The organism is Dysgonomonas sp. (genome assembly GCF_035323175.1).
Taxonomy (GTDB): Bacteria; Bacteroidota; Bacteroidia; order Bacteroidales; family Dysgonomonadaceae; genus Dysgonomonas.
In genome coordinates, this window is the sequence record NZ_DAOKYH010000019.1 from 37,749 (window position 1) to 59,911 (window position 22,163).

The 22,163-nt window shown below is 38.6% G+C and carries 14 protein-coding genes; 8 read left to right on the top strand and 6 right to left on the bottom strand.

Annotated features, from left to right (window positions below; translation table 11 throughout):
- Nucleotides 1-2 precede the first annotated feature (2 nt).
- From PKC55_RS15675 to PKC55_RS15685, 3 genes are read left to right on the top strand one after another with little or no spacing between them, the layout of a single operon-like run.
- A complete protein-coding gene (locus PKC55_RS15675; RefSeq protein ID WP_291126411.1) occupies nucleotides 3-1,664 on the top strand; it encodes a DUF4836 family protein in 1,662 nt (553 codons plus the stop codon).
- A 39-nt stretch (nucleotides 1,665-1,703) separates the two neighbouring features.
- On the top strand, nucleotides 1,704-2,348 hold the full coding sequence (locus PKC55_RS15680) for an ATP-binding cassette domain-containing protein (RefSeq protein WP_291126408.1): 645 nt from the start codon (nucleotides 1,704-1,706) through the stop codon (nucleotides 2,346-2,348).
- Nucleotides 2,345-3,520: a transporter gene (locus PKC55_RS15685; RefSeq protein ID WP_291126406.1), complete on the top strand. Its 1,176-nt coding sequence runs from the start codon at nucleotides 2,345-2,347 to the stop codon at nucleotides 3,518-3,520. Before PKC55_RS15680 ends, PKC55_RS15685 begins: the two co-directional genes overlap by 4 nt.
- Nucleotides 3,521-3,524: 4 nt before the next feature.
- Here the strand turns inward: PKC55_RS15685 and PKC55_RS15690 are convergent, their stop codons facing one another.
- Entirely contained in the window at nucleotides 3,525-4,913 is a 1,389-nt protein-coding gene (locus PKC55_RS15690; protein ID WP_291126404.1) for an MFS transporter, read from the bottom strand.
- Entirely contained in the window at nucleotides 4,910-5,608 is a 699-nt protein-coding gene (locus tag PKC55_RS15695) for a type 1 glutamine amidotransferase (protein ID WP_291126402.1), read from the bottom strand. Before PKC55_RS15695 ends, PKC55_RS15690 begins: the two co-directional genes overlap by 4 nt.
- A gap of 129 nt (nucleotides 5,609-5,737) precedes the next feature.
- On the opposite strand from PKC55_RS15695, the gene zupT reads away from it, so the two are divergent.
- Nucleotides 5,738-6,535 (top strand): zinc transporter ZupT, encoded by a 798-nt coding sequence (gene zupT, locus PKC55_RS15700; RefSeq protein ID WP_291126400.1) that lies wholly within the window; start codon nucleotides 5,738-5,740, stop codon nucleotides 6,533-6,535.
- A gap of 58 nt (nucleotides 6,536-6,593) precedes the next feature.
- Here the strand turns inward: zupT and PKC55_RS15705 are convergent, their stop codons facing one another.
- On the bottom strand, nucleotides 6,594-7,040 hold the full coding sequence (locus tag PKC55_RS15705) for a DUF3836 domain-containing protein (RefSeq protein ID WP_324373568.1): 447 nt from the start codon (nucleotides 7,038-7,040) through the stop codon (nucleotides 6,594-6,596).
- A gap of 240 nt (nucleotides 7,041-7,280) precedes the next feature.
- On the opposite strand from PKC55_RS15705, the gene PKC55_RS15710 reads away from it, so the two are divergent.
- The 3 genes from PKC55_RS15710 to PKC55_RS15720 all read left to right on the top strand — a co-directional run bounded on the left by PKC55_RS15710 (nucleotide 7,281) and on the right by PKC55_RS15720 (nucleotide 14,668).
- Entirely contained in the window at nucleotides 7,281-12,848 is a 5,568-nt protein-coding gene (locus PKC55_RS15710; RefSeq protein WP_291126398.1) for an alpha-2-macroglobulin family protein, read from the top strand.
- 90 nt (nucleotides 12,849-12,938) lie between these two features.
- Nucleotides 12,939-13,787, top strand: a complete 849-nt coding sequence (locus PKC55_RS15715) for a hypothetical protein (protein ID WP_324373567.1) — start codon at nucleotides 12,939-12,941, stop codon at nucleotides 13,785-13,787.
- 14 nt (nucleotides 13,788-13,801) lie between these two features.
- Complete coding sequence (locus PKC55_RS15720; RefSeq protein ID WP_291126394.1) at nucleotides 13,802-14,668, top strand: hypothetical protein; 867 nt, start codon at nucleotides 13,802-13,804, stop codon at nucleotides 14,666-14,668.
- Between the two features lie 260 nt (nucleotides 14,669-14,928).
- Here the strand turns inward: PKC55_RS15720 and PKC55_RS15725 are convergent, their stop codons facing one another.
- From PKC55_RS15725 to PKC55_RS15735, 3 genes are all read right to left on the bottom strand, one after another.
- A complete protein-coding gene (locus PKC55_RS15725; protein WP_291126418.1) occupies nucleotides 14,929-16,788 on the bottom strand; it encodes a S9 family peptidase in 1,860 nt (619 codons plus the stop codon).
- A 193-nt stretch (nucleotides 16,789-16,981) separates the two neighbouring features.
- Entirely contained in the window at nucleotides 16,982-18,292 is a 1,311-nt protein-coding gene (locus PKC55_RS15730) for a solute carrier family 23 protein (RefSeq protein WP_291126392.1), read from the bottom strand.
- A 245-nt stretch (nucleotides 18,293-18,537) separates the two neighbouring features.
- Nucleotides 18,538-20,595: an acetate--CoA ligase family protein gene (locus PKC55_RS15735; RefSeq protein WP_135106915.1), complete on the bottom strand. Its 2,058-nt coding sequence runs from the start codon at nucleotides 20,593-20,595 to the stop codon at nucleotides 18,538-18,540.
- Between the two features lie 210 nt (nucleotides 20,596-20,805).
- Here PKC55_RS15735 and PKC55_RS15740 point away from each other — a divergent pair, with 210 nt between their 5' ends.
- Nucleotides 20,806-21,951 (top strand): acyltransferase family protein, encoded by a 1,146-nt coding sequence (locus PKC55_RS15740; protein ID WP_291126390.1) that lies wholly within the window; start codon nucleotides 20,806-20,808, stop codon nucleotides 21,949-21,951.
- Nucleotides 21,952-22,163: the final 212 nt, after the last annotated feature.

Genomic DNA, 22,163 nt, shown 5'->3' on the forward strand with positions numbered 1-22,163 from the left:
TTATGAAACAAACGGGTATTACTCTCATAGTTGCATTATTTGTAGCTTTTTTTTACTCATGTAAAGATTCGGCAGACTTGACCAACTCGATACCGGCGAGTGCCGCTACTGTTATACATATCGATACAAAATCTCTATTGACAAAAGCCGACTATAAGCCACTGGAGAATAAAGTTATAAAAGAAGCCCTTGACAAGGCTAAATCCGGCGGCAATGCTACAAAAGCTATTGAACAGCTTGAGAGTTTCCTTAAAAACCCAAATTCGACAGGCATCGACTTTCTTAGCGATTGTTACATGTATATGGACAGTACGACAATGGGTATTGTTCTGAAAATGGACGATCAGAAGAAATTGAAGGAATTACTTATCAAGACCTTCGAACTACCGGAACAAATGTTGGAAGAAAAAGATGGGGTGTCTACAGTAAGTGTACAACAAAACTTTGTTATAGGCTGGACTAAGGACAAGCTTTTATTGCTTACATATATGGGAACTGTATATTATCGCGACCATAGTGCCTTGCCTGATCTGAAAACATTGGTTACAAAACAACTAACGCAAACAGCTAAAGAGAGCATCAACTCTAAAAAATCATTCGCAGAATTTATTTCGAACAAAAAGGATATTTCGATCTTCTCTTCATACAGTAATATAAAAGGAATGTGGTCTTCTTTGTTACCTCCGGCATTGGCAATGCAAGGACATGACGGGAATGCTGTAAATAAAATGCTAACAGGATTATATGACCAATTAAAAGATATAAATACAGCTGCTTTTATCTCGTTCGAAAAAGGGGAAATAGCATTTAGCAATAAAATGTACTATGATACCCCGGAAGCAGAGAAGAAATTTAACGAACTGGCATCGCAGATGACAGGTAAACTAAAAGGTGATCAGCTTAAATACTTTACAGATAAACCGATCTTTTCCATCTCGGCTAACATGAAAGGAGAAGGAATATATAATTATCTGAACGAATTAGGCTTCATTTCTCTGATAGAAGAAAATGCAGGTTCTAACTTATCGGAGTTAGGCATCGACCTGAAATCTTTTATCTCCAACATGAATGGAGACATTACTTTTGCCGTAAATAATGTAAAAATTGTAACAAAGAAATCTGATTACTACGATTTTGAATATACAGACTCATCTCCAGAGCTTTCATTTTTTGCAGACCTCAAAGACGCAAACTCTATATGGAATATTGCAAAAGGGAAGATAAAAGAACTTAATGGCGAAGCTGCCGTTTTCACTGAACTGAATCCAAATACATATTCGCTAAAAGTGGATGAGAATACGAATGCTTACTTTGGAATCAACAACAATATGTTCTTCTTTACAAATAGCGAAAGTGTATTCAAAAACATATCAGCAACAGGACTAAAGAGTGACCTGTCGGATCAGGCTAAAGATAAGACTACATTTATATGTGGAACTTTCAGCCCTCTAAAACCATTATTATTGTCAGAAATAGGAGGTAATGATAAAGCTAAGGAGCTTGCCACAAAAGGCTTTGACTTGCTTGGTGATTATAATTATATAACAACTCAGGACATGAGTGGTAATGGTAAAATCGTTATTACAGATACAAGTGGCAATAGCCTTGCTGTAATTTGTAAATTTGTAGACAGTGTAGTTACACATATCGCTCAGGAATATTAAATAAAAAGCTGATAGCTAGAAGCTAACAGCTAAGCATGGATGAATACGATACAATTAAAAAACGCCCTTCCTGATGTCTTTTCGGAGATAAAAGATATAAAATCAGATATCTGGAGAAAAGACGTCACTTTTGAGAAGGGAAAAACATACCTGATAAAAGCAGAATCAGGCCTAGGAAAAAGTTCGCTCTGTAGCTATATCTATGGCTACAGAGCCGATTTTTCGGGAAATATCCTTTTTGACGAAGCAGAAGTCAAAAATATAAAGAGAAAAAAATGGGATAACATCAGATCAAAACATTTGAGTCTCCTGTTTCAAGAACTGCGTCTCTTTCCCGAATTGACAGCTCTGGAAAACATCCGACTAAAAAACAATCTCACTCACCACAAAACAGAATCGGAAATCAATTCGATGTTCGACAGGTTGGGCATCAGTGACAAGAAAAACCAACCAATAGGAAAAATGTCTTGGGGACAGCAGCAACGTGTCGCAATTATCCGCTCACTTTGCCAGCCTTTCGACTTTCTTATCCTCGACGAACCCATCAGCCATCTTGATGACAACAATGCCAAAATCATTACTGAGCTTATCCTCAAAGAGGTAACAGCGCAGCATGCAGGGTTGATAGTCACATCGATAGGCAAAGATTTACCAATGGATTACTCTCAAATATTATCGCTATGAATCTGGTTTGGAAGCTCTTGAAACAAAATATAAGCAAAGGACAGTTTGCCGGATTCTTCATAGCCAACCTTATCGGATTAACGATTGTTCTGCTTGGCCTCCAGTTTTACCTGGATATCAATCCCTTGTTTTCGGAAAAGGATACTATCATGAAGAGGGATTTTCTGGTACTAACAAAACAAGTAGGGATTTACAATACACTGAACCCTCAAGCATCGGGTTTTTCAGCCGAAGAAATTAAGAATATAGAAAATACCAGTTTTGCAACGCAGGTAGGAGCTTTTACCGCTTCGAGATATAAGGTTTTTGGAGGAATAAATACCAATCAGGGAGGTTTCAACACCGAAATGTTTTTCGAATCGGTTCCTGATGATTTCATAGATGTGAAGACCGACAGATGGAAGTTTAGTCCCGATGATGAATTCGTTCCTATTATCCTTCCTAAAAACTACCTTGACCTTTACAATTTCGGTTTTGCCGAAGCTCGCTCTATGCCGAAACTTTCGCAGAGTGTAATAGGAATGGTGAATTTCAACATCACGATATCAGGCAAATGGCAACATAAAGAGTTTAAAGGGCAAATAGCCGGTTTTTCGAATCGGATAAACACAATCCTTGTTCCCGAATCTTTTATGAAATGGGCAAACGAAAACTACGGCGAACAAGCCGTCTCCAATCCCAGCCGACTAATGGTAGAAGTAAACAATCCTGCCGACCCCAATATTGCGAGCTTCCTCAAAAAGAACAACTATGAAGTAGAAGGCGAAAACTCGGCAGTGAGTAAAATGTCGTATTTCCTCAAGATAATGGTAGGCATTGTTATTGCAATAGGAATAATAATCTGCGCACTAGCCTTTTTTGTTCTTACACTTAGCATCTATCTGCTATTGGAAAAGAATATGGAAAAACTACGGAATCTTCGTCTGATAGGTTATGCAAAAAGCGTGGTAGTCCGTCCTTACGAATTAATGGCTATCGGGATGAATTTTGCGATACTCACACTTGCAATTGCCTCGGTCTTGGTGATACGCATCAAGTACAGCGATATTGTACGCAATGTATGGAGTGAGTTCGAAGGTTCGGATATTATGATCACTCTGATTGCCGGAGTATGTATATTCTTACTTTTATCCTCGCTGAATATTGTAATAATAAGAAGAAAAGTGAAATAGAAGTTTATTCTTTCGGTTTCTTCTTTTCCCTCACCGAAGAAGCATATACTCCAAAGAGACAAAGCACAAAGAAGGTGATGAATGTAATACGCATGCTCCCTATAAACTGAGGGTGCGGTGCTAAAGACAAATCGATATTACCTATCATTATCGACATTGCCATTATAGCTATCCCCATACTCAGAGACTGTCCTGTAAGCCTCATCGTACCCATCGTTGCAGATGCCAGTCCATAATGTTTTCTTTCTACCGAACTCATTATAATATTTGTATTTGGAGAAGAGAATATACCAAATCCTAAGCCCAAAAGAACCATCATGATACCAATAAAGTAATAGCTTGTAGTATCGGTGATAAAGCACAATCCACCCAACCCGACTGCAATAATAGACATGCCTATGGTTGCCAAAAATGTAGGAGACATTTTGTCGGATAGACTACCTGACCTCAAAGCGGCGATAGCCTGTATAACAGATTGTATGATAAGTATTAGTCCCGCATCGCGAGGAGATAATCCCCGCACATACTGAAGATACAAGCTCAACATAAAGGAGATGGCAAATGTCGCCGAATAATTTATCAGAGCAGACAACGAAGACATCCGAAACATTTTGTTACCGATAAAAACACGGATATTAAACACCGGAAACTCTTGTTTCTTTTCATATAAAGCAAATAGGAATAATACGATTACACCTATTAAAATAAAAATGAAACCCTGAATATGAGGTAATTCCGCAAAGCCATAAATCAGAGCAAACAACCCAATAGCAAACAAGATAGAGCCTATGGTATCAAATTTACTTTTAGCCTCTTCTTTCCAGTCTTCTTTTATGATATAATATCCACCAACGGCGACAATAAAGCAAATAGCCGCAGAAACAAAAAAGATACTATGCCAATTGAAATATTGAGTAAGCAAACCACCCACAAAAGGTCCGGCAGCCAATGAAGAGTACACAGTTGCAGCAACTACCCCCATAGCTTTCCCCCGTTTTTCGGCAGGGACAGAAGAGGTAAGAATAGCGGTACTGGTACCAAACATCATGGCGCTACCGATTCCCGCAAGGAAGCGATAAATGATAAGCATAACTCCTGTTGTCGCCAATCCACTCAATACCGAAAATATAGTCAGTATAACTACCCCCCATATAAACACCTTTTTGCGTCCTATCATGTCTGCCATACGGGCACAGGGTATTTGCAAAATGGCTGTAGATAGCATGTAAGAAGTCGGTACCCATCCCGACATAACAGCGTTGAGCGATAAGTCTTTGTTGATATACGGCAGCGCAAGATTTAGAGCCGAGCTTATAAAAGGCACAAGCGAAGAAGCCAGACACAGGATAAATAACAAAGCTCCTGTGTTTGCTTTTTTCTCAGGATGCGTCATAGTCTGATCAGTTTATTCAAGATTGTTTCTATCATCTTATTGCATGACGGAATATATTGAGTGTTTTTTCTTATATAATCTTCCGATTGAATATATTTTCCTCCAACAAGTTCTTCATCACTATTATTGAGTATATCGGCACAGCTTTTTTCAGTTGCTTCAAAATGGAACTGTAAGCCGATAACCTTTTCTTTATACGAAAAAGCCTGATTAACACATGCCTCACTCGAAGCGAGCAGTTTGGTTCCTGCGGGCAAATCAAATGTATCGCCATGCCATTGGAAAACAATAGGAGACACGGTTTCACTTCCGAATAAGTCCTGAGATTCTTTGTCAACAAACGATATGGGCAACCAGCCTATTTCCTTTTCCTTATTTGGATATACTGCGGCTTCCAATGCATTGGCTATTATCTGCGAACCCAAGCAGATACCCAGCACTGCTTTGTGTGAATCAATTGCTTTTCGGACAAAGAGCTTTTCATCTTTCAACCAAGGATAGCTGTCTTCTTCATAAGTCCCCATAGGACCTCCCATAATTACGAGCATATCAAAGTCATCCTGATCAGGAAACTTATAATCCTCATAAATTTTGGTTACGGTTAGATTATAACCGTTATCCTCTACCCATTTTCCGATATATCCTAACCCTTCGTATGGGACATGTTGAATGTAATGAACCCTATATGTAGACATAATTATATTTTTGTGTGATTTAAACTTTAAATGTACCAAAAATGTTCATATCAAAAACAATCTATAAAAAATATAGTTTTCAAAATAAAAACTATATCATACCTTTACATTCATAACACGCTACTAAGGATGTCGGATTATAATATATTACTAGCTTTTATACTTACTGCTATAGCCGGGCTATCTACCGGAATAGGCAGCCTGATTGCGTTATTGGCAAGACATACAAATACGAATTTCCTTTGTGCTTCTCTCGGATTTTCGGCAGGAATCATGTTGTACGTTTCTTTTATGGAAATGATACCCGAAGGGAAAATAGAACTTGTTGCTGCTTATGGAGAAAAACTGGGTACACTATATCTTATTCTGGCATTTTTTATAGGAATTGCATTTATCAATCTCATAGACTTTCTTATCCCCGAGTCTCTAAACCCTCATGAAATACAAGGAGTAGAAGATATGGGTATAAAAAAACGTGCATTGAAACGAACCGGTATCGTAGTGGCCATGTCTATAGCAATTCATAATTTCCCCGAAGGGATAGCCACGTTTACATCGGCTCTCGGGTCTTTAGACGTTGCAATACCGATTACGATAGCGATAGCAATACACAATATCCCCGAAGGGATTGCCGTAGCTGTACCCATATATCATGCAACAGGCAGCCGACAAAAGGCTTTCTGGCTCTCATTCGCATCGGGTCTGGCTGAGCCGTTCGGTGCTCTGATTGCCTATTTTTTCCTTTTACAGTTTTGGACTCCTGCTATAAATGGGCTTATACTGGCTGCGGTGTCGGGCATTATGGTGTTCATCTCGTTGGACGAACTTTTGCCTAGTGCCGAAAAATACGGAAAACATCATATTTCCATCATGGGACTCGTAGCCGGAATGCTGGTCATGGCATTCAGCTTATATCTGTTTATATAAAAAATCCTGCCTCTTTTCGAGAAGCAGGATCACAATACCGTGTTGATAAATATAAGTTCTATTTTATTGCTGTCAGATTATCTTTTGCATTCACCTGCACTACTGCCAACAGTTCACCCTGTGCATCATATATGTGTTGCAAGTGCTGAGACTGTAACGACCATGTAGATATACTCTGATCCCATGTTGTGTAAGCAATATCTACGACTTGTCCTTTATTGTTATATTCATAACTGTACTTTTGAACTCCTACCCAACCTTCTTTATCTACCCATTTATAAAGTACCCTTTCTTGTAAAGAACCGTCAGTACTATATTTGTATACTGTTTTGTCCAGCACCTTCGAGGTTTCTTTATCTACCGTTACGTACTCTTTCGTTTTGTCGTCATTATTGCTATAAACTCTGGTTTTAGGACTCCCTGCATATGCATTTGCTACAGATAATAATACGACTAAAAGTGATGTTAATATTGTTGTTCTCATGACTGTATTTACTTTAAATATTTCTTAATCTTTTTACAAATTATTTGAAAAGCGCTTCTATACATAAGACGATAATCCGGAGAATATAGTTACAACTTTTTCCTGTTTTTTTGAAACAAATACATAAAGCACTAGAAAACAGAATTTTTACAGAGAAAACAATTTATATATGTTTTATAAAAAGTAAATACAATCAATCTCTTTATCGAAAATATTCTCATATATTTGTACTTATACTAACTTGCATCAATAGCACAATTTATGAAAAAATACCTATTCACCCTTAGCCTGATCGTCATAGCATGTCTTTTTAGTCTAAATTCATGTAGAAAAAGTGGTAGTAAAGAGATCAACTCCGAGTTTGCAAAATATATTGCCGCCTTTACCTATGGTAAAATATCTTCCTCTTCGGAGATCCAAATCGAACTTACACAAGATATTCCGACAGCCGAGCTCAATAAAGAAATCGAGCAGGAGCTATTTGAATTTTCTCCATCGATAAAAGGTAAAGCCTACTGGACCAGCACACGTACTATCAAATTTGTACCTGAGCCCGGAGAGTTGAAACAAGGGACAGAATATGATGCTTGGTTCAAGCTCGACAAGGTTTTGAAAGTAGATAGTGACTTCAAAGAGTTCTACTTTTTTTCCCGTGTGCCTGAACAAAACTTCAATGTAAACCTACGCCCTTATACTCAAATGAAAGATAATGACCTTGTGTGGAATACTGTACAAGGCGAAGTTCTTTTAGCGGATGAGGCCAACACAGACGATGTAAAAAGTATGTTCTCTTTATCGGGCGGAGATAAATCTAAAGATGCTAAAATAAAGATTACTCCAAGCGAAATAAAAGGTAGATACAATCTAACGATAGACAGCCTTTACAGAGGTACAAAAGAAATAGAATATACATTGAGTATAAAGGGAAGTGCCATAAATGCAAAAAGAGATGATGAGCAAAAAATCATTATCCCTGCAATCTCCGATTTTAAGGTATTGGACGTATCAATGGAATATTCTCCGCAAGAATGCGTCCGCATTACATTCAGTGATCCTCTTTCTCTCAATCAAAATATACAAGGGCTGATAAAACCGGGTATTATAGAAAGTTTCTCTTTCGATATTCAGAAAAATATAATGAAACTCTATCTTGATAAAACGACAAGAGGGACAAGTACCGATCTGAAAATATTCAAAGAGCTGAGAAACTCACAAAACAAGACTCTTGATAAAGATTATACGTTCAGTGTAAATTTTGAAAAGAATAAACCCGAAATAGAAGTACCTAATGCGGGTAATATACTACCCAATTCGGACAATCTTATCATTCCATTCAAAGCTGTCAATCTTTGGGCGGTGGATGTGAAAGTTATTAAGATATACGAAAACAATATATTGGGTTATCTACAGTCGAATGATTTTGGAGGAAGCAACGAGCTAAAACGTTTCGGTCGTCTGATTCTAAAAAAACGTATCCGACTGGATGAAGATCCTACGATGAAACTGGATGAATGGAATACATTCTCTCTGGATATGGCAAAATTGATAAAGCAAGATCCGGGAGCAGTATACAAGGTGGAATTCACCATGAAAAAAGAATACTCTCTTTATCCTTGCGACGGTATAATTCCTCAGATACCGAAAGATGCTGCATTGCAACGTTTCGATAATGAAATGGACGAAGAAGATGAAAAGCAATGGGATAATCCCGGATATTATTACTACTCCGACGAATGGGATTGGGATGAATATAACTGGCAAGAAAGAAATAACCCTTGCGACCCGACATATTACATGAACAAAACATCAGAGGTCGTTGTATTAGCATCCAACATTGGTATCACTGCTAAAATGGGCTCCGAAAAGAAAATGACAGTAGCCCTTACAGATATATTAACTACAAACCCTATTTCGGGTGCAACCGTTGATATTTACAACTATCAGATGCAGCGCATTGGCACAGGCAAAACAGATGGAGACGGATTTACAGAAATAGAATACAAGGGAGGTGTTCCGTTTGCAGTTATTGCATCGCATGGTAAAGAAAAAGGATATCTGAAGGTTACTTCAAACCTTTCTTTATCGCTTAGCAACTTTGATGTTAGCGGACAAGAGATACAAAAAGGATTGAAAGGGTATATCTATGGAGAGCGAGGCGTGTGGCGTCCGGGCGATTCCATATTTGTCACCTTTATTCTCGAAGATAGACATCAGACATTACCAAAAGACCATCCTGTTTCGCTCGAACTATATACTCCACGCGGTCAAATGGCTCAACGTTATGTATCCACTACCGGTAAAGATGGATTCTATGCTTTCCGTATGGCTACCGACCCGAATGCTATCACAGGCAACTGGAGGGCGCGTGTAAAGGTGGGAGGTGTAACATTCTCAAAGACATTGAAAATAGAAACCGTTAAGCCGAACCGTTTAAAAGTACGGCTTGATGCAGGTGAAATGATAAATGCAGGCAGCGGCACATTTTCCGCCCCGTTGTCTTCGCAGTGGCTACATGGTGCTCCGGCAGCAAATCTGGCAGCAAAAGTAGAAATGACTTTAAGTAAAGCATCCAATCCTTTCAAAGGATATGAAACTTATACATTCAACAACCCAACGTCGAACTTTGCGTCCGATACCTATACAGTTTTTGATGGGAAACTAGATGCACAAGGGAATGCAACGGTGAGAACAAGCCTGCCTCAGGCATCTAGCGCACCGGGAATGTTGCGGGCGAATATCGTTTCCCGAGTATTTGAGTCGGGGGGAGATGCCAGTATATATACTCAAACTGCAGCTTACTCTCCATACTCGGCATATGTAGGAGTTAAAGTCCCAACAAGTAGCGATTACGGCTGGTTGGAGACAGACAAGGACAATATGTTTGATATTGTTACTCTCAGCCCCGAAGGAAAACCGATTAACCGCTCGAATGTAAATGTGAAAATTTATAAGTTAAAATGGTCTTGGTGGTGGAATACCAATGATAATTTGGCTTCTTATGTGAATAATACATCTACCGAAGTACTCTTAAATGAAAACATTTCAACTTCGGCAGGAAAAGCGAAAGCCAAGTTCCGTGTAAACTATCCGGATTGGGGACGTTATCTCATCATGGTAAAAGATGAACAGAGCGGACACATCACAGGGAGAGTATTCTATGTGGATTGGCCATCGTGGAGAGGACGCTCGGAGAAAGATGACCCAAGCGGATTAACAATGCTTTCGTTCTCTACAGATAAGCAGTCTTACAAAGTTGGAGAAACTGTTACCGTAATTTTGCCAAAAAGTTCAAAGGGTCGCACCTTGATTACCATAGAGGATGGCTCACGTATCATTTCGCGCGAATGGGTAAAAACAAGTGCGACAGAAGATACCAAACACACCTTCAAGGTGACAGAAGAAATGACACCTAACTTCTACATTGCCGCCAGCCAGTTACAACCGCATGCGCAAACAGACAATGACCTGCCTATCCGCATGTATGGTATATTGAATATCAATGTAGAAAATAAAGAAACGGAGCTGAATCCTGTCATCACGATGCCGGATGAACTCCGTCCGGAAAAAGAATTCAGTGTTTCCGTATCCGAAAAGAACAAGAAGGATATGACTTATACCCTCGCTATTGTAGATGAAGGCTTGTTAGACCTCACATCGTTCAAAACACCAAATGCCTGGGCTGATTTCTATGCACGTCAGGCTCTCGGTGTACGCACATGGGATATGTTCGACATGGTAGTAGGCGCACAAACGGGTAAACTTGGACCTCTGTTGAGCATCGGTGGTGACGAAGCTTTGAAACCAGCCAACAATGTTATGAGCCGATTTAAACCTGTAGTAAAATATATGGGGCCATTTACAATAAGCGGAGGTAAAACGGATACGCACAAAATCAAACTTCCATCTTATTTCGGATCAGTACGTGTAATGGTTGTTGCCGGAAATAAAAAAGGTGCTTACGGAAGTGGAGAGAAAACTGTTCCTGTAAGAAATCCGCTGATGATATTATCGACATTACCACGTGTGGCGGGTCCTGACGAAGAGTTCTTGCTTCCTGTAAATGTATTTGCGATGGATAAGAAAGTGAAAACTGTAAATCTGACAGTAGAATCGAAGGGTATATTCCAGTTTACAGAAGGAACTTCTAAATCTGTATCATTTACGAATGTAGGCGATAAGATGGTTTACTTTAAAGTGAAAGTCGGCAAGAAAACAGGCTATGAAAAAGTTGTGATTAGAGCGACAGGAGGAGGAGAATCTGCAACAGAAACAATTGATATTGAGATTCGCAATCCGAATCCGAATGTCCTGTTAAGTTCTCACGCTCTTGTTTCGCCAAATGATACGGCACATCTAGCCATATCATTCGAAGACATCAAAGCTGAAGACTGGGCAAAACTCGAAGTATCACGTATGCCGGGAGTGAACCTGAATAACACATTAACCTATTTGCGCTACTATCCTCACGGATGTACCGAGCAAGTAACATCAAAAGGGTTCCCGCTACTATTCTTAGAGAAATTCAGACCTCTTACCGAAAAAGAAAAAGAAGTTATAGTAACAGACAACGTAAAAGGGGCTATTCAGACAATCGTTTCACGTCAACTTGGCGACGGTGGTATTGTTTACTGGCCGGGCAATCGTTATCCGGATGAATGGGTAAGCAGCTATGCCGGACACTTCTTGCTGGAAGCACAGAAAGCAGGATGGGAAGTTCCAACATCAGTAATCAACAAGTGGAAACAGTTCCAGAAAAAAGCTGCTCAAACATGGAATAAGGGTAACCTTTACAGTTCTTATTATACTTACTCGATGAGTGACTTGCAGCAAGCATATCGCTTATATACTTTGGCGCTTGCCGGAGATCCTGAGTTGGGAGCGATGAACCGATTGAAAGAAATGCAAGGCCTATCAGTACAGGCTCGTTGGAGGTTGGCTGCTGCCTACGCCCTAGCAGGGAAGAAAGATGCGGCACTGCAACTGACAAACAATGCCAGCGATCAGGTAGAACATTATGCATTCAGTAACAACACATTTGGTAGTTCTCAGCGCGATATGGCTATGATAATGGAGACATACCTGTTGTTAGGACAGACACAAAAAGCGCTAAAACTCTCATTCAAAGTATCTGAATACCTGAGCGGAAGTTATATAACTACCCAAACTGCAGCTTATGGTTTAATCGCTATGTCTCGACTGGCTGAAAAAATGGGTAAAGGTGTTATCTCTTACGAATGGTCGTTGAATGGAGTTCCTCAAAAAGTAAGTAACTCGGGCGATGTATTCCAAGAAGTAAATATAAAACCTCACGATAAGGTAAACATATCGATTAAGAATAAGGGACAGGGTGATATATTTGTCCGTCTTTTAGGTAAAACACAACCTCTGACAGACAAGAATCCTGCCGAAGCGAATGGAGTAAAACTATATGTAAAATATATAGACGAAAACGGCAAAGAGCTGGATGTTTCTTCTCTACGACAAGGAACAGAATTCTATGCAAATGTGATTGTTCAAAACATTTCAGGACAATATCTTACAGATATGACACTTGATCAGATATTTGCCTCAGGATGGGAGATATTCAACAATCGCTTGTTCAACGAAGCCGATACAAGAACAGCCGGTGCGTATAACTATCAAGACATCAGAGATGACAGAGTATATACTTACTTCAATCTGGGTACGGGATATTCGATGTCATTCAAGGTCAGATTGCAGGCTGCGTATTGTGGTAAATTCTATCTTCCGGCTGTAGCCAGTTCGGCTATGTATAGCCCTGATATAAATGGACGTACTACCGGACAATGGGTAGAAGTAAAGCAATAAAGTAATGTAATTAACTAACAATCAAAATAAGATAGGGTGTTTTATTCGAAAAATGCCCTATTTTTGTATCAATTATTAACGCAAAACTTAATGAAAAAAGCAATCTGTACATTTGGTAGCTATTACTTAACAGAAGGCTTTCCCCGCTTCAGAAGCATGGCTGAAAGTATGGATATCTTTGATGATATACATACTGTCTGTGAAAAAGATTTAGATGCAAACTTTTACAAAAAATGGGGACGATACCTTATCCCATACTCCAGAGGTTTTGGATATTGGTGTTGGAAACCCTATTTTATCCTCAAGATATTGGACAAAATGGAGGAGGGGGATATACTTCTCTATTCAGACATTGGCTGTTATTTTAATCCCAAAGGCAAAGAACGACTCTTAGAGTATTATGATATTGTAGAAAAAACTCCAACAGGAATACTTGGTGTAAAGAGCCAAGAGGTCAGCTACAACGGTATGTCCGAAACTCTTTATTATGAATATGAATGGACAAAGGGCGATGTGTTTGAATATTATGGTGTATATAATGATAAGACTTATACACATACACCTCAATTCGAATCCACTATTATTTTTTTCAAAAAAAGCCCTGTTGTGATGCAGTTTGTCAGAGACTGGTATCAGGCATATCTCGATGATTATAGTCTTGCTACAGATTCACCGTCACGAATCCCTAACTTACCCGGATTTAAAGAAAACAGGCACGATCAAAGTATTTATTCTATCCTTGCCAAAAAGTATGGGATAGCAGAAATTTCCACAAACGAAATATTTCAACGAGACTGGAATCTTCTCGAAAAATATCCCATACAAGCTCGCAGAGATAAATATTACCCAAGCAGATATCACTACAAACATCGCTTTAGGTTAAGAAAGCTTTATCGCAGATGGTGGAGAGTAAAATATTGGTTCAAAGATAGACTATAATTAGACATCCTTGCATGAAAAAAGTATTATGCACATTTGGTAATACACTATTAGCTCCGGGATTTCCTCAGTTTGTACAAAATGCCGAAGCGATGGGAGTATTCGACGAAATATATACATATACCGAAAAAGATCTAAGTAAAGAGTTTCGTAAAAAATGGGGACGATATATGTATCCTTATTCAAAAGGATATGGCTATTGGTGCTGGAAACCACCTTTGATAAAGAAGACTCTCGACATGATGAATGATGGTGACATTTTGCTCTATACAGATGTAGGATGCTACCTAAACCCGAATGGGAAAGAACGCCTGACGGAATATTATGACATAGTAGAAAAAAGCCCTTCAGGAATGTTAGGCTTCAGAAGTTTTGAGAAAAACTATAATGGAATGCCGGAAGGCCTACGATTTGAATATGAATGGACTAAAGGGGACATTTTTGATTACTTTGGCGTCAGGGACAATACAGAAGTAACGCAAACAACCCAATATGAGGCAGGGATCATATTTATTAAAAAGGGACCTGAGTCAACTGCCTTTGTCAACGAATGGGTGAAAGTTATTGATGATGATTTCAGTCTTATTACAGATGCTCCTTCGAGAAGTCCTAACTTAAAAGGATTTCAAGAGAACCGTCACGACCAAAGCATATATTCAATGCTAGCAAAAAAATATAAAATAGAAGCAGTCTCAACAAACGAACTGATTCCTTTGGGAGGGGTAATGGATTGGTCTATCATAGATAAGTATCCGATACAAGCTCGCCGAAATGTTTACTACAAAAGTATGCGTCATTACAATCGCCGTTTTCAATTGCGAAAACTATACGGAATGTGGTGGAAGTTTAAATATTTTTTCAAGGATTTATTTAGAATCTAACCTTTATGAACAAAAGACTTTCCTACTTAAACAAAAACAATCTACATTTTACATTATTATTAAGTTTTTATAAGAATACCCTCATTAATCACAAAAAGAGTTTTATAGAGAAAATATAAAAAGAACTGTTTGGAGTGTATTACCTTTGTCTCTTTATCATGTTGAACGAAGTGAAACATCTCGATTATAAAAAGAGATTCTTCGTTACACTCAGAATGACATAGCTATACTGTCCAAACAGTTCTATATATAATTAAATATTACTTACCAATATGCGCTGACAAGAAGCTTTCCATTGCACGGTAGAAATCGAAACGATTCTCTTCATTATGGAAACCGTGACCTTCATTGTCTTTTACCATATATTGGGTTTCAACACCTCTTTTCTTCAATGCCTCAACCATCTGATCCGATTCGTCTTTATTTACACGTGGGTCATTTGCACCTTGAGCTACAAACAACGGTGCTTTAATCTTATCTACGTGAAATACAGGTGAAGCACTTTCCAATAATTCTTTATCGGCAATAGGATCTCCCACCATTTCGTGCATCATATCCAACATTGGTTTCCAGTATGGAGGAATCGTTTTCAGGAAAGTAAATAGATTAGATACACCCACATAGTCAATTCCACAAGCATAAAGATCAGGAGTAAATGTTAGTCCGGCAAGTGTTGCATATCCACCATAACTACCTCCGTAGATGGCAATTTTAGCAGGATCTGCTATCCCTTTCTTTTTCAGCCATTCCACACCATCGGTTATATCATCCTGCATTGTTTTTCCCCACTGTTTGAACGATATTTCCCAGAACTTTTTACCAAATCCGGTAGATCCACGGAAATTCACTTGGAATACAGCATATCCTTTATTGGCTAAGAATTGTACTTCCGGATTAAAGCCCCAACTATCACGTGCCCACGGGCCACCATGCGGATTAACAACTACAGGCAGATTTTTTGCTGTCTCCAAAGTATATCCTTTCGGTAGAGTCAGGTAACCTTCTATCGTTAAACCATCTCGTGTAGTATATTTCACACAATTCATTTCGGCCATATTGTTTTCATCGATCCAAGGATAAATATCTGCTATATGAGTCAGTTCATCTTTCTTTACATCATAGAGATAATATCCTCCGGGGGTTTTATCGTTATATGTACGAACAATCAGCATATCTTCATCTTTATTTTGGCTGCTAACGCTAATAGGTTTTCCTGATACTTTTGCTGTTACTTTATCGAAAATAGCTTTCAAATCATTATCGAAGAAATGACGCTTTGCTCCTTCATGAGCCTGATAAGATGCAGCCTGTAATTTCTTATATTTTCGAGAATATGAAATCCCTGACAGATCATAAGTATCATTTTCGTACAAAACTTCGACTTCTTTAGCCGTTTGCGGATCAAATATTACGACAGCTTCTTTATCTCTGCCAATGTTAGAAGTAGCATACAACTTCTGATTATCTGGAGTAAAGTAATAAGGGCTTATGCTTTCTTTAAAACTTGTAGTTATAAGTGTTCTGAATGGATCACTTTCTTTATCGCGGTACAATAAACTTTGATTTACACCATCAAGTGCGATAGCAATACGCAATTTCCCATCGTGGTCTGTCATCCAGCCCTGAATATTTCCGGGATTCTCAGCTAACATTGTCAGCTCTCCGGTCTCTATATTTAGCCTGTATGGGTCAAACACCTGTGGATTTCTTTTATTGAGACCAATAATAACTTCGCTCTCTATCTCAGGCAGATCGTCAATAATAGTAGTACGTACCTTCTCAAAAGCGGTAAGAGGAAGCAGGTTACTTCCATCAGCGTTTACCCCATATAGCTGAAAGTTTTCATCGCCTCCTGTATCTTTGAGGAACAAGATGCGATTATTATTTCCCCAAAAGTAACCGGCAATATCTCTTTCTGTTTCAGAAGTTAATCTTACAGGAGTATTGTCACCTACTTTTTGTACAAAAATATTCATACGTCCCTCATAAGGCGCTGTAAAAGAAAAATATTTTCCATCCGGCGATATCTGATAAGATGACTTTTCAGGGTTTCTGAAAAAATCTTCTAATGGGATATTGGGAGCTTGACTAAAAACGCTCATCGAAGCAAATAAAAACATCAACATAAGGATGTTTGAGATAAATGATTTCCTTTTCATAATCTATTAAATTTTAAACTCTTGTTATATATTAGTCGCAATAAGGTGAAAATAATCACATAAAGTATCAAAGCATACGAATGAACTCAAAAATATTTAAATAAAAAAGGGTAGCTGAATAAATCCAACTACCCCTCAAAAAATATGTAACTGTTTATTCTTTAAACATCTCATCAAAATCTACAACCTGTTTGCCTGGCAATACTTGGTTAAGTACAACCCCGATTATAGAAGCCAGTGCCATTCCTTCCAAAGAAAATACTTTGCCGATATGTATTGCTGCGCCTCCGATACCAATAACAAGTATCACAGAAGATATAATAAGATTGCGCTTACGGCTAAAGTCTACTTTATTTTCCACAAGCATGCGTAGCCCGCTGGAGGCTATTATACCAAACAAGAGGATAGAAACGCCACCCATTACCGGAGTAGGGATAGTAGATAACAAAGCTGATATCTTACCGCAAAAACCAAACATAATAGCAAAGATTGCAGCTCCTACAAACAGATAAATACTGAAAGCGCGAGTTATAGCTAAAACACCGATATTTTCACCATAAGTAGTATTCGGTGGTCCTCCTAATGTAGCAGCTATCATAGTGGCTACCCCGTCGCCCAGCATAGAGCGATCTAGCCCCGGGTCTTTGATCAGGTCTTTGCTAACTACTTTACTCAAAACAAGCTGATGTCCGATATGCTCAGCGATAGGAACGATAGCAACAGGAACCATCATTAAGAATACTCTCCATGTGAAAGAAGGTGTATAATGAACAAATGGGATGGAGAAAGAAGGCATTTCGATCCAGTTTGCATCAACTACGTGTTGCACATCTACAACTCCTAAGATAATAGAAAATACATACCCGCCAATTATACCTACCAATACAGGAATAACACTAAGAAATCCGCGAGTGAAAATGGCCGTAAGAATTGTTATGGTAAGAGTTACTAAACCGATGAGCACATACGTAAGGTCATAATCTCCTGCAGGATTGTTAGTAGCCATGTTAACGGCTGTAGCTGCAAGTCCCAGTCCGATAACCATAATCACAGGTCCTACTACTACCGGAGGAAGCAACTTCATCAACCACTTTGTTCCGGCTCTGTTTATAATAAGTGCAACTACTGAATAAGTAACCCCCACAAGGAAACTACCTACAAGGAAACTTCCCATACCTACACCCGACGAAGGATCGAGTTCCAAAGCTTTTACAGCTATGATGGGATTGATAAAAGCAAATGATGATCCCAGATAAGAAGGGACTTTGCCTTTTGTGATGGCTATAAATACCAATGTACCGATACCACTCGAGATAAGAGCCACAGCAGGGCTCATTCCGGTGAGTGCAGGAACAAGTACGGTTGCTCCGAACATGGCAAATAGATGTTGAATACTCAATAATAGCCATTGGGCGGGTTTAGGCTTTTCTGAAATACCTAAAACAATTTTCTTTTCTTCTTTCATTTTTGAGCGTTTGATATTTGTCTGTTGCACATAAAAAAAGCCGAGAACGAAATGTCCGGCTTTATATTTTATATTTACTATTTATTCAAAATTCTTCGTTTTCATACCTATAGATTTTGTCGGCAATAAAGGTAGTATATTTCTGAAATATAATAAAGTACTTCATAAAAAGATTTTTCAAAAAAAGCAATACCAGCCAAGATATACTTTTGCCGATACTGCTTCTTCGCTATATATAATCAATGCTATTTTTCTATTCTGATTCTTGCATCCACGGCTATAACTCTTTCTTCGTTAGCCAGAAGCGGATTAATATCCATCTCTTTTATTTCCGGAGCAAACCTGAGCATAACCGATAAGCGTACAATGATTTCTACAAACAACTTTTCATTTAAGCCTTTTTGTCCACGTGTACCCTTTATTATTTTATATGCTTTTAGTGATTGTACCATCGAAGAAGCTTCGTCAAAACTCAAAGGTGCAAGTCCCGATGCTACGTCTTTCAGTATTTCTACAAAAATCCCACCCAGTCCGCATAAAACAATGTGACCGTATGTAGGTTCATATTTTGCACCGATAAATAGTTCTTGCCCCGATAGCATCGGCTGTACCATGACGGCTGTAGCATCGGCTATTTTCATCAAGCGGTCAAATTCGATTGATAAATGGTTTGCCGAATGTATATTTAATACAACCCCTCCCACATCTGATTTGTGAATAGGGCCTACACACTTTGCTACAATTGGGTATCCGATTTTGTCGGCAAAAGCGATAGCTTCGTCCCTATTGGCTGTTACCAATTCTTGCACCTGTGGAATACCTGCGGCATCAAACAATTGCCTAACCGTTTCACTATCTATATATCCATCAGCAGAGTTGCTGATAATAGTTCTTATACGGGGTATATCAACAGATATATCTTCTATTTTGCCTACCGATGGAGGAGTCCAGGAAACAACTTTAGAGAGAGCATTTGCCAAAGCATATTCATCTGTAAAATTGACATGTCCTTTCTTTACAAAGGTTTCCATTTCTTCCGACGCAGCTATCACCGAAGGCAATATTGGGTATATCGGTAGTTTGCTGGTCTTTATTTTTTTATCCAGCATGTTATAGGCTTCAGCTACATTGCTCACTCCGGGGTTTCCGTATATAACGGCTATACCATTTATTTCTTTAAAGTATGTTTCGCAAAAATCAATACATGTAGCCATGTGTTCGCCTGTTCCTGTTCCTATAATGTCTATAGGATTAGATACTGCAGCTCCCGGAAGGAGATGCTTCTTTAGTTCGGCTGCCAAGTCTTTATCCAGTTCTGGAACATCAATATTCCCTTTTGATAGAGCGTCTGTTAGTATTACGGCCGGACCCCCTGCTTGGGTAATTATAGCCAAGTTCCGTCCGTTTATTTTCTTTAATGTTAATACTGCTGCAACGTTCGCAAGTTCTTCGCGTGAGTAGCAGCGTATAATTCCCGCTTTTCTGAACAGGGCTTCAACGGCTGAGTCGGAACTCGCTATTGCTCCCGTGTGAGAAGATGCTGCGCGACTGCCGGATGTGGAACTGCCCGATTTTATGGCAGCTATTTTGCACCCCTTATTGATGAGGGAAGATGAATGAAGAAGAAATCTGTCGGGATTACTAATTTTTTCTAAATAGAGAAGTTTTATTTTCGGACTGGTTTCCGGATCAAATTCTTTATCTAGATATTCCAATATATCTTCAATTCCTATCTGAGCAGCATTTCCTATTGACCACGCTGAGTTAAATCTCAGTCCAATACGCATAGCAGACTCTATGATATAAGTAATTGTTCCTCCCGAACTGGAAATTATATCTACTCCATTCGTATCGAGGCTCGGTATAGGACGAGTGAAAATGCTTTGATGATTCGTGTTGAAAAATCCAGAACAATTAGGGCCGATCATAATTGCTCCGGCCTTATTTACAATTTCTACAAGTTGTTTTTCTCTGATAGCACCCTCTTCAGATTCTTCGCTAAATCCGGCAGAAAATACAATAAAAGCTTTTACGCCCTTTTTATTCGCCAGATAGTCTACAGTCTCTATACATTGGTTGGCAGGTATAGATATAATGGCAAGATCCGCTTGAGGTATATCTTCAACCTTGGTATAGGCTTTAATACCTTGTATGATACCTCCCTTCGAATTTACTATATATAGCTCTTTTTCGAATGTCCCATTTATAATATTATGCAAAACACTCCCTCCCGGTTTCAAAATGTTATCAGAAGCGCCGACTATGACAATGCTTTTGGGATTTATTAATTGATTGTAAGACATAAAACAGGTTTTGAGTGTTATTTTGCACAAAAATAATCAAATAATATGATAGCTGAGGAATCTATTTTTATAATATAAAACATGTTTTATTATCCGAAAATATTATTCTGGGTAATAAGTCGATTATTAAAGTATCTGTAAAAAGTGCTTACTTTGTAAGTTTTATTTTTTGAAATACCAGAATACACCAAAATATAAGAATTTTAAGTTATGCTGAAAACGCAAATTTCTATGGCTGCATTTGCAGACACAAAACCACATTACAATATACTGGATGGGCTGCGCGGGGTCGCCGCTATCATGGTTGTCTGTTTTCATATATTTGAAGCTTTTGCCACCAGTCATTTAGACCAACGTATCAATCACGGATATTTAGCTGTCGATTTTTTCTTTATACTGTCAGGGTTTGTTATAGGCTATGCTTATGATGGTCGCTGGGGAACAATGAAAGCAAAAGATTTTATTAAACGCCGAATTATACGATTGCATCCAATGGTTGTGATGGGAGCTATTATTGGAGCGATCATGTTCTACTTTCAAGGCTGTTCTGTATGGGATGTATCCAAAGTGACTGTTGTGGCTTTGTTTGTCGCTACATTATTAAATACACTCTTGATTCCTGCTAGTACAGCAACAGAGGTGCGAGGCTTGGGAGAAATGTTTCCTCTCAATGGGCCCAGTTGGTCTTTATTCTTTGAATATATAGGAAATGTTCTTTATGTTTTATTTATTCGCAGGTTTTCGACAAAGGTTCTTGCTCTACTTGTTTTTGTTACCGGATGTTGCTTGGCGGCATTTGCGGTATTAGGTCCTTTAGGAGATATATGTGTCGGATATTCATTAAACGGAACAGAGTTTGCCGGAGGGTCGTTCAGGTTGTTGTTTTCTTTCTCTGCAGGTTTGCTGCTTTCTCGTATTTTTAAACCAGCCAAGAATATAAAAGGTGCTTTTTGGATATGTAGTTTTGCTATCGTTATCCTTTTAGCTGTGCCACGTATCGGTGGAGCTGACCATTTATGGATGAATGGAATATATGACACTATGTGTTGCGTTGTATTTTTTCCGCTACTTGTTTATTTAGGAGCTTCGGGACAAACGACCGATAAATATACAATGCGCACATGTCAGTTCTTAGGTGATATTTCTTATCCCTTATATATGGTGCATTACCCTTTTATATATTTATATTATGCTTGGGTGAAGAATGAGAATCTCACATTCCAGGAATCATTACCCGGTGCAGCTGGAGTTCTTGTCGGAAGTATTGCTTTAGCTTATATCTGTTTGAAATTTTACGATACGCCGGTTCGGAAATATTTAGCAAATCGATTTCTAAAACAAAAAAGCAATGTTTAATTCTTTATTTGTTCTTAGTTATCTCTATCGGCAAAGTAGAATTTCTGTAGTTTGTTTTTTCTTTAGCGGGTATTTTTCTGATCGTTTTACTTTTTTTCTATTTGCTTGATTGGTCTACTCAGATTGAGTTTTTGTGTCATCTCCCCCTCAAATTTCAAAAAAAGGTTTGAAAAAAAATATGTTTAACAACAGTTTGCATATAAGGGATATAG